Source organism: Rhizobium sp. KNZ2-6A, assembly GCF_056755475.1.
Genome location: NZ_JBNDIC010000060.1, coordinates 21146 through 30520, shown reverse-complemented (window position 1 = coordinate 30520; position 9375 = coordinate 21146). Strand labels below are relative to the sequence as shown.

Sequence of the window (9375 nt, the reverse complement as noted above, 5' to 3'; positions counted from 1 at the left end):
GAAACCCTGAGCGCCGCCGCAACCACGCCACGATCGCTCCACGCGACGATCTCGATCCGGCCGCCGTGATCGACAAAGGCGACCTGGCCGCGCTTGCCGTCTTCGGACGGCAGCCGGTAGCGGATCGTCTCGCCGCGCTCCTCCGCCACAAGACCGAGCCGGTCACCCTCGATCTTCATGGGTCGCGGCTTGACATGAACTTGGCCTTCGCCTTCGCCGATACCTTCGACGCTGCCGCGCCGGCTCTCGATATTGCGCTGCGCATCGAGCACGTCGCGCTGCGTTTCCAGCATTTGTTGACGGATCGCGGCGATCTGCGGCCGATATTCAGGAGGAAGGGCCGCTTCGATCAGCAGCGCCTTTTCATTCATCGTGTTGAAGCCGCGTTGCATGCTCTCAAGACTTGCCATGGTTTCTTCCCCTCGCAGGATCGATTGTCGCGAGACCTGGACTTGTTTATGGAGATCTCCAAACTGCTGAACGGCCGCCAGAGCATCCTTGCGCGCATCCTCACGCATGACGGCGTTTTGCGAGGCGACCGGCGGCTGTGCGGCCGAACGTTCAACCTGTTTCGCCTGCTCGCGCTCCCGCTCGGTCGCGCCCGACACAGCTTGCTCCGCCCGGCTTCGAAACGCAAGAATTCGCGCCGTCGCCTGCTCCGTCAATATCGGCGTCCATGCCTGTACGGGAAGCTGCTCCGGCGATTGTCTGGATGACGGCGCCGGCGATCGCTGCGCCCTTGTTTCCGCAACCTTTGTTTCCGCAACCCTGGTCTCCGCAACGACACGCCGTTCGGCAAGCGCCACGGGAACCACCACCTGGTTGACCGCATCCGTGCGCGACGGCTTCATCGTTGCTAGCTCGGCCGCCGATACATCCAGATACGAAACATGCCCCCCGAACCGCGCGGCAAGCGCAACCGCCGCCTCCCGGTCGCGCGTGAACAGTGGTGCGCTCGTCAGGCTCTGGTTCGGCCGCTCCGCCCGGTAAAGCCGCGTCGATCCCTCGGCAAGCGCCGGCTCTGCATGCGGCGGCTGCTCCACACGCTGTGGGCGTTCCACCCGCTGTGGACGTTCCACTCGCGGCGGACGTTCCGCTCGCAGTGGACGTTCCACCGATGACGCTATGGGGTCAGAACAAGAGCAGTCCGAAATCGTACGCGGCTTTTATCAACCAAAGACAGTGAAGTCCTTGTAATCGAGGTTCTTCCATGAGATTCTTCGATCAATCCCGATGGAGATCATGATGTCCGAAACGATGTTTGCGACACTTTCTAATATTCGAACAGTGGACGACATGGTCGCTGCGTTCCAAGACGAGGAACAATGCCGTCGCTTGCTGGAAGGCATGGTATGGCGAGATGGCAGAATTTGCCCTGCCTGTGGTTACAAGCGTTCGACCGCGATAGCTGGCCGCGACATGGGCAAGCGCCGCGCACGGCCAGGCCTCTACCAATGCTCCAGCGGTAATTGCCGCTTCCAGTTCACCGTGACAACACATACACCCTTGCATGCCACGAAGCTTCCATTGCGCACCTGGCTCAAAGCAATGTGGCTGTTATTGCAGTCGGATAAAGGCCTATCCTCGGTCCGTCTCGCCGAGACCCTTGGCGTTAGCCAACCGACCGCCTGGCGGATCGGTCATGCGCTGCGGCTCATGGTGGCGCGCGAGCACATGCTCGACGGCACGGTGGAAGTCGACCATTTCTATCTCGGCGGCAGACCCAGAAAGCATCCCGATGATCCGCCTCCTGGAAGAGGCCGCAAGGGGCAGGTAAAGACGGAGAAGACGCCGGTCATGGCGATTGTGCAGCGACCGGCAGACCTCACCCCAGGTTCAAGTGCGGGCGATGCCCGTGCCGCTGTCGTTACCGGCCTTTCATTGCGTGCTGCTGTACGAGCAGTTGCAACACAAGTTGAACTTCGAGCGCATTTGATGAGCGACGAAGCAAAGGCATTTGTGGCCATAGGTGAAAGCTTTGCCGTACACGAGACGGTCAACCACTCCAGCCGCGAATATGTCCGCGATGCCGTCCACGTCAATTCAGCCGAGGGGTTCAATGCCCGGGTCCGGCGAACCATTGCAGGCGTCTTTCATCACATCAGCCCGGAACTTGCCGACCTGTATTTCCATGAAATCGGTTTCCGCTGGTCCCAGCGCGTTGTTACCGGCCAAGCAGTGCGGAAAAGCCGAAGCGGCAAGGAAAGCACGAAAACCCTTTGGTCAAGGGTACCTCCCGCACTGCAATTGCAGCAGGTCTTCCGCGCTGCTACCGGCCGCCAAATGCGCCGTAGTCATAGCGGAGGCATCACCATCAAATCTGCCGTGGCTGTCTTTGGTTGATAAAAGCCTCGTACGATTTCGGACTGCTCTTGTTCTGGCCCCAAAACCGCTGGTGTCGGCCGGGATGGTGGTGAAGACGCTCGGCGTCACGCCGCAGGCGGCGCGGCGGATTGTTTTGGAACTGGGCCTCAGAGAGATGACGGGGAGGGGGAGGTTTCGGGCATGGGGGGTGCTGTAGATTGTAGGCAAATCTTGCATTTTCGCTAGTGAATGAAAAGTCCCAGCAACATTCGTCTCCGCTTCTCATCCAGCAGCGCGGCGGCATACATTGCCCACAGGCGGTTTTGACAGCGCTCGATGAGGTTGGAGTAGTCGGGATCGTTCATAAGCTTCCGCCAAACGACTCCATCATGCTGAGCCAGGGCAAAATTAATCGCTGCGGAGGGGCACATCGGGACGACTGGTATTCTTGGGCCAGGGTTCTGCATCAACCCCCTCCATTCGAGACCGGTGTGTTTTAAGTCAGGTCCCGGGGCAAATCCGGGGACTCCGGCAAAATCGTCTTGGGCATGTCCCCCTCTTTGAAAATGAAACAGAGGGTGCGATTCCTTCGGGGGATTGCCACCTTCTTTGGCCTGAGTATCAATTCTCCAGTGATCCTCCAATACCGCAACGCCACCATCGATTTGCAGTTTACCGCGAACGCAAACCTGTATCTCGGAAAACACGTCCTCGATCTTGCTGTCTTTCGTGATCGAGCTTCCAAAGCGAAACGAGACACTCGCGTCGATCAACTTGGTATTGGGAGGGTGAATACCTTGCCGGGGAGGGATCATCGGCACGATACCCGCAAGCATTTTTCCGTTGCGAGAGGCGGCCCGAAAAGAGCCATCAAGAACAGCGATTGCGTCCGCGATCATCTCTGTTTCAGGAACTCGGCGAAGTGGATTTTGAAGCTCGATGAAATCTTCGATAATCGAATCCAGCACGGTTATCGTAGCTCCGCCGCCAACCGATCGAGATCACGCCGGTTTAACCGTCGATCGTCCTTGTTTCGGAGCGCAACCCCAATGGACGCATAAAGGGGATCCACCCATGATGCGAGGTCTGCCCGTGGCGTGATGCGCACACCGTATTTCGGATCGACCGGCATAAACTCAGGCGGATTTTGCTCGCTACTCAGTTGACACCACCGCCATGGACGATCACCGGGGCTCATAGGAGGCATCTTAAGAGCCGTCAGTTCGACACCCAATTCTTTCGAAAGAACTGCGGCACGTTCTTCTGAGGGAGTCGATGCTAGAGGACTCGCTGCACTCTTCAACGACATCCACGCGACCTCAAGGCCGCGTGCCCACCAGCGCGGCGAAAACCCATACCCCAAACCTGTATAAGCGAATCCGTTAGTAAACGAGGCGATAATATCCCAGTTTTTCTTAGCACTATCCGGATCAATACCTAACCGCGTTGTCAGCAGGTTTTGATTAATAAGGAGGCCAGGTGGCCCCAGAAATGAGCGGATGAACGCCCCAGCAGCCACGTGCGTAGCGTGCGCATGTCCATCCTCTAATCGAGCGAGCAAACTGGAGTGAAGCCATTCCTCGATGCCCTGATCGTCAACATTGAAGAGCTGCTTGAAATCGAGTTTACCCTTATCAAACGCTAGCAGGCCTTCATAGACCGTTCGTACGCCAACAATCCTACGAGCGAATTCGTCACGGCGCTCCCCGACCTCAGCCTTGTTTATCTTGTCGTCGAAAAGGTCGTCGCTAGCCGGATCTCCTGAAACATTCCTCTGTATAGGCTGTGTATTGGCAAACCGAATAACCGGATATTCCGGTATCCCGTTGGCTTTTTGCAAAGCCCGTATGTCTTGTGCCAAGCCTAGGCCAGTACCGTGCTCACCAGCCTCCCCAGACAGCTCGACGTCCATTAAAACGCCCTTTGGATGCGCGCCCGTCAAGAGCAGTTCGCGGCCGGCCGACGGCCGAGCGACAACGATTTCAAGTGGCTCAGATGCCAGCGCAAACGCATCCCGGTACGAGGCAGCACTCGCTTCCTCATCGTCGACAAAAAGCCACTTTCCTTCGACCTGGTCTCTATCAACCATCGTCGTTCTCCTCAGGCAGTAGGAGCTCAAAGCACGTTGAATACCCTTCAGGTGGATCGACGACCGCCACGCTGCCACCGGCATTGGTCGCGATTTGTTCCACTATCCAGAGACCTAGCCCAGTGCCCTGAGCGTGTTCATTGTCAGATGCGCTCGAAGTTGGCGCGCTCTGTCGCGTCACGAACGCCTCAAATATCCGCTCCCGCATCTCAACAGGAATGCCGTCCCCGGTGTCACAGAACCGTAGTCGAACCTGCTGGTCCTCTGCGTCTCGATCCGCCGCAACGAGTATCTTCCGTTCGTTGCTGGTGCGCTTCATCGCCTTTAATGCGTTGGTATGAAAATTTAGAAGAACCGATGCGAGCTCCGCCTCGTGCATAGGGACCGTATACAGGGGATCCAACGGCGGCGTTGCTATTTCGATCGTCGTGGACTGGGTTTCCGCGTGTGCCCGTATACCACGCGCGAAGTCCTCAACCGCCTTGCTTAGGCTTACAGGATGAATTTCGCGAAGGGCTCGGCTGGCAACCGTAGCGTTTAGATAGCCTGTCAAAGTGTCCAGACGAACCAAAGCTTCTCGTGCCCGCGATGCCAACGCAAGGAACTTATCGTCGTCCTGCATTGCTGCGATCGCCACGTCGAACACGCGCTCAAGGTCCAACCTGAAGGCTTCGAATGCCATTCCCGTCTCGTGGCTAAACTCGGCGGTTGTCATACCTAGAGAGGAGAGAAGCCTCATCATCGCGATCTCATCGGCAACGCGGCGTTGCTCTGTCGCTATGATAATCTCTTGCTGCTCGAATATCTTCTCAGCCGCTGCGGCACTTTCCACCAGGAGCTTTGCAGGTGCGGGATCGGGTGAAGAGTTTGCAATTACCTCGGCCGCCTCGCGTGCCGCACGCATCGCCGCTCGCGCTTCGGAAAGTGCTGTTGTTACTTCTGGCCTCGGCGAGGGAGCGTTGGTCTTGGTTTTGCGGCCGCGGTCAGCATGAATTTCGGTGGCAGCAGTGATCAGGACCGATGATGTGAGATCTCGGAGTTCACGAAACGCAGGAGTTTCGATCAATCCTTCTCTTGAAGTGTGCTCTTCAAAAGAAACACCCTCTGGATCCGAAACTTCGACAACGCCAAAAAAATGTCGATTTGCAAGGTTTGCGAGGTAGTTTCGGCGACTGTAGATTTCGTCAAGCCCAAGCCAATCGTCATCGCGCTCGCCGTAGGGCGTAACCCTGAAACCGTTTCTGTAAAGCCTGATACCTCCCTCACGAGAAAGGATATCTCTGACGCGCGTGAAGACCACACTCGGAAGCAGGCTTGGCTCAAGAATCACATGGTAGGCTTTCATCGCTACATCACGAAGCGACGAATAAGCTGGCGGATCGGAGTTGTCGCGAGCATCGTGATGGATCGGTCGCCATGCACGCAATTCCCCGAAGGCGTTTTTTGTTATCCTCCATGAAGCCTTGCCTTCATGATCCACCCTCATCTCTATTACAACGGGTAAATGATCAAGGATCTCGGTCTGCATGTTGGCCACAACCGTTTCGTCCTGGAAAAGGCCGCCTCCGTCACGAAACTCGACTGAAAATCCCGGATCGATCGCTGAGTCCTTTACAGGTTTAACCGGAAAGGGCTGCTGCAAGGCGAGCACGCTGCGCCAGCAGCTTCGAATCTGGCCGGGCGTCCAATCGTCGTGCAGCCCTTCGATTCTCAACGTTGTCCCTGGCGCAGTGGCAGGTAACTCTTGGAGAGTAACGAATATGTCATCGAGACGTTTGCCGGATGTAAATTGGCTCCAGTCAGCGATGAGTTGCCACGCCGACGGTTGACCCTCGACTTGTGTGGTTAGAACAAGCCGATCGCCAAGGCGCTGCGCCGAAAACCTTCCGATCCCTTTTCGACCGGCCCTAGTGCGCTCATATAATGGGGACTTGGGCTCGAGGACCTTTAGATCCGAAGCGAGCCGCAGAAAGCCATTCACAATATCATCTCGCGACATACCGATGCCATTGTCTTGGATCGATAGAACGGTGCCTGGACCTCCGCGGCCTTCGAATGAGACGACAACAGAGGTAGCATCGGCGTCGTAGGCATTCTTCACCAACTCTACCAGGGCTGTTTCCTGCTTCGCGACAAGCTCGCGTCCAAGCCGGTTTATGATTGCCGCATCGGCATGAAAAGTGACATTCTCAGTCATGGCCATACTCGAATTGGCGGGCTTCTCCGCGCCGTCTTGCGCCTCGGACGTATTCAAGCATTTCCTCGAGCTCACGCGCGGCTGCCCGCCATTCGGCCCCAAGGATTGCCGGAAGTACCGCTGCGTCGGCGAGGCGCCGGGCGTCGTCCATCTGACCGCAGCGAAGTTTCTTGTCGATATCGAAAATCGCCTCGGAAGTCACACCGTCAGCATGCATAAGGATGGGCATCAATCGCGCCTCCTGCAATTCGAACTTCAGCAGTCCGCCGCCATATCCTCTGCCAATCCCTTCCGCGCACAACTGACCGAATGTCGACAGAATCGAAACGACTGCCGATAGCCGGTCGCATTCCCTGGTTGCCTGCTTGAAGGTGACCTGATGTAGGGTGTTTGTGCAGAAAATACCGTCCTCAACCAAGGCTAAGCGGGGTCCCTTATCATTCATATAGGTGAAAACGGCATCACATCGTCCAGTCTTGCCGACCATCCACCAAGGTGACCTCTTATTGAGCCAAAGTGTTTCCCGCCTTGCCCTTGCATCAATCAACGCCAATCTCGAACGAACACCGCTACCGCGTTCACCTAATTCCCGGGGTGTGAGCATCCACGTTTTCTCCCCGTCGTGACCGAGGCCGCAGAGATCGGCCTTATCAACCACAATTCCGCGGACATGCTTGGCGCGTGTGATAACAGGAGTGAGGTCGTGCTGATCAATCCGATACCTTGCAACATCTTGCTGGTTTAGCAGAAATACTGCGTTCCTCCCCGTCACGAGGCCAATAGCGAGGTCGGCGATCTCCCCTAGAGGTCGAGACGCCTTCTTCAGCGCTTCAAATGCCGGAGTCTTGGCGTAGGCTCTGCTCAGTCCCCCGCGCGCCACCCCATCGTAGCGCCAAACACCACGAGTTATCGCCGGCGCTGGTCCGGCCTGATAGCCATCCGCCAAAACCAGCACACCCCTTTCATCCGCCGATCCAATCCACGAAGGTTTTTTCGGGAGTTCTTGCAGAGAGAGTTCCCGAAATTCGTCTTTCAGTTGGAGCAGAAGATCTTCGCCATACCGACTAAAGCTCGCGGCGGCAGGCACGAGGAAGGCCATCCGACCACCTGACCGCAGGAACTTACGTGCATGCAAGGCGAAATATACCCAGAGGCCCGCCGCTCCTTTAACTGGGTACCGCTTTTTCAGCCGAGCTCGAACTTCGGGAGGGAGCTGGTGGTTTCGGGTAAACGGAGGATTTGCTAAGATAACGTCAACCGGAGCAGTCGTCTCTGGGTCAAGCTCGAAGAAGTCCCCATGGATCAAATCGACTTCAGGGCCGACCGTTGCTCTAAGCCCGTCGATAACACTTTTGTCCACATCACATGCTAGCGCGCGGATCTCAGGAGCGAGATCCAGCGTTCGTGCATGGGCCAGTGCAGGAAAGAGGAGGGCACCTTCCCCGACGCTGGGCTCGAGGATGCGCTCATGTCCGGTCCGGACTGCCCAGGAGACTATAGAGTTCGCTTCGAAAGCGGGGGTAAAAAACTGACCCAGAAGCTTGCGACCTGTCAGTTCCTGGATCCCCATTTTCACCCCATCCACTTCGCGGCGAGCCGGCATACCCACTCGTTTTGCCAATCCCAGCCTTGTCAGACCGGCGCGCCCTACGTGTGATAGAATAGATGGTGATCGCCGCCAAGTCCTAGACCGGACCTAATCACACCTGCGGGAAGAATTTGCATGGCATTGACGGGTCAAGAAACGTGAGAGGATTCGTTGGTCCGAGGACATACTCCGGCCACTCGAGCGCAATCTTGTCGACTGCTAAACGACTTGCCGACACCTTGGCGTCAAAATTCGCAAAGTCCCGATGACTGACATCAGGGCGGAGGCAGCGCTGAGCTGTTTCGACCAGTTCTTCCAGGAGAGGCAGTACGACCGTCTTACCCGGGACGCTCGGTATTGTGAGACGGATTGTGCTGCGGGTCGCATCAAGGCATATGTGGCAGACATGCATGTGCAAGCGGCGCGTCGAACGAAGAAAAGCGGGATAGTCAAATATCCTACTGTTTCGGGCCACTAGACTTACATCATACAGAAAGCCGGGTCGTCCCATTATCGATTGGGGCTGTTGAGCGCGCAGCCACGGCCTCCGTAACACGCCAACGGTCACGGCCATGGAGAGATCGCGGGGCGCGTGCCCGATCCGCGCGAACGTGTTCGGCTCAACTTCGGCCCAGGGAAAAGGATCAAGAGGAGCAAAGCGCTTCGCGACCGGATCCTTGGTAGGATCAAGGATGGGAATCGGGTTGTTATAAGACGTGCAAAAGTGCCAGAATCCGGTGTCCACATCGTTCACCAATTGGCCAACACGGTGAAGATCCCCCTCATGCCCGTTTCGGAAATGGGCGACCCTGTTTCTGATCTGATCGACCTCGCTCAATCTTGCCTTCCAAATGTCTTTCGGGGGAAGATACTCGTTAAAAAGCCGCCAATGTTTGCTAATCGTTCGCTGCAAATTTGAGAAAAGGATGTAGCTTAGCTTCGATTTCTCTCTCGTCGGCATATGGGTTAACCGGCTGTCGCTGGCCTTTGCCCTAGCTTCGTTTCCCTGGATGTAAGTCGGCCAAGTCGCGCCATACCGAGCAGATAGCTCAACGTAAGCCATTTCCCTCATCCAGATTTCAATGTGCCAGAGCAGGCCGTAGAGCAACAATCGATCAGGAGGCAGGCTGTCGGTGAAATCTGACGGCACAGGTGACGATTTCGGTTTTGTTGCAGGAATTGGATCATCCATGGCTG

General features: G+C 56.7%; 6 protein-coding genes and 2 pseudogenes. 2 read left to right on the top strand and 6 right to left on the bottom strand.

Going from position 1 to position 9375, the window contains the following annotated elements; translation table 11 throughout:
* Positions 1-1061 (bottom strand): annotated as a pseudogene (locus tag ACPYOP_RS28565) (hypothetical protein); the annotation flags it as partial.
* 184 nt (positions 1062-1245) lie between these two features.
* Here ACPYOP_RS28565 and ACPYOP_RS28560 point away from each other — a divergent pair.
* Positions 1246-2343, top strand: a complete 1098-nt coding sequence (locus tag ACPYOP_RS28560) for an IS1595 family transposase (protein ID WP_481413625.1) — start codon at positions 1246-1248, stop codon at positions 2341-2343.
* Positions 2344-2371: 28 nt separating this feature from the next.
* A pseudogene (locus ACPYOP_RS28555) lies at positions 2372-2521 on the top strand (helix-turn-helix domain-containing protein); the annotation flags it as partial.
* A gap of 25 nt (positions 2522-2546) precedes the next feature.
* Here ACPYOP_RS28555 and ACPYOP_RS28550 read toward each other — a convergent pair.
* The 5 genes from ACPYOP_RS28550 to ACPYOP_RS28530 form a co-directional block, all read right to left on the bottom strand.
* Positions 2547-3272 carry a hypothetical protein gene (locus ACPYOP_RS28550; protein WP_481413624.1) on the bottom strand — a complete coding sequence of 242 codons (726 nt, stop codon included), beginning with the start codon at positions 3270-3272 and terminating at the stop codon, positions 2547-2549.
* A 2-nt stretch (positions 3273-3274) separates the two neighbouring features.
* Positions 3275-4393 (bottom strand): hypothetical protein, encoded by a 1119-nt coding sequence (locus ACPYOP_RS28545; protein WP_481413623.1) that lies wholly within the window; start codon positions 4391-4393, stop codon positions 3275-3277.
* Complete coding sequence (locus ACPYOP_RS28540; protein WP_481413622.1) at positions 4386-6590, bottom strand: ATP-binding protein; 2205 nt, start codon at positions 6588-6590, stop codon at positions 4386-4388. The genes ACPYOP_RS28545 and ACPYOP_RS28540 overlap by 8 nt, the downstream gene beginning before the upstream one ends.
* Positions 6583-8193 carry an N-6 DNA methylase gene (locus ACPYOP_RS28535; protein ID WP_481413621.1) on the bottom strand — a complete coding sequence of 537 codons (1611 nt, stop codon included), beginning with the start codon at positions 8191-8193 and terminating at the stop codon, positions 6583-6585. Before ACPYOP_RS28535 ends, ACPYOP_RS28540 begins: the two co-directional genes overlap by 8 nt.
* Before the next feature lie 97 nt (positions 8194-8290).
* Positions 8291-9370 carry a hypothetical protein gene (locus tag ACPYOP_RS28530; RefSeq protein WP_481413620.1) on the bottom strand — a complete coding sequence of 360 codons (1080 nt, stop codon included), beginning with the start codon at positions 9368-9370 and terminating at the stop codon, positions 8291-8293.
* Positions 9371-9375: the final 5 nt, after the last annotated feature.

Coding starts and splice junctions, on each gene's coding strand:
- ACPYOP_RS28560 (WP_481413625.1), top strand. CDS start 1,246: ATGTCCGAAACGATGTTTGCGACACTTTCTAATATTCGAACAGTGGAC.
- ACPYOP_RS28545 (WP_481413623.1), bottom strand. CDS start 4,393: ATGGTTGATAGAGACCAGGTCGAAGGAAAGTGGCTTTTTGTCGACGAT.
- ACPYOP_RS28540 (WP_481413622.1), bottom strand. CDS start 6,590: ATGACTGAGAATGTCACTTTTCATGCCGATGCGGCAATCATAAACCGG.
- ACPYOP_RS28535 (WP_481413621.1), bottom strand. CDS start 8,193: ATGCCGGCTCGCCGCGAAGTGGATGGGGTGAAAATGGGGATCCAGGAA.
- ACPYOP_RS28530 (WP_481413620.1), bottom strand. CDS start 9,370: ATGGATGATCCAATTCCTGCAACAAAACCGAAATCGTCACCTGTGCCG.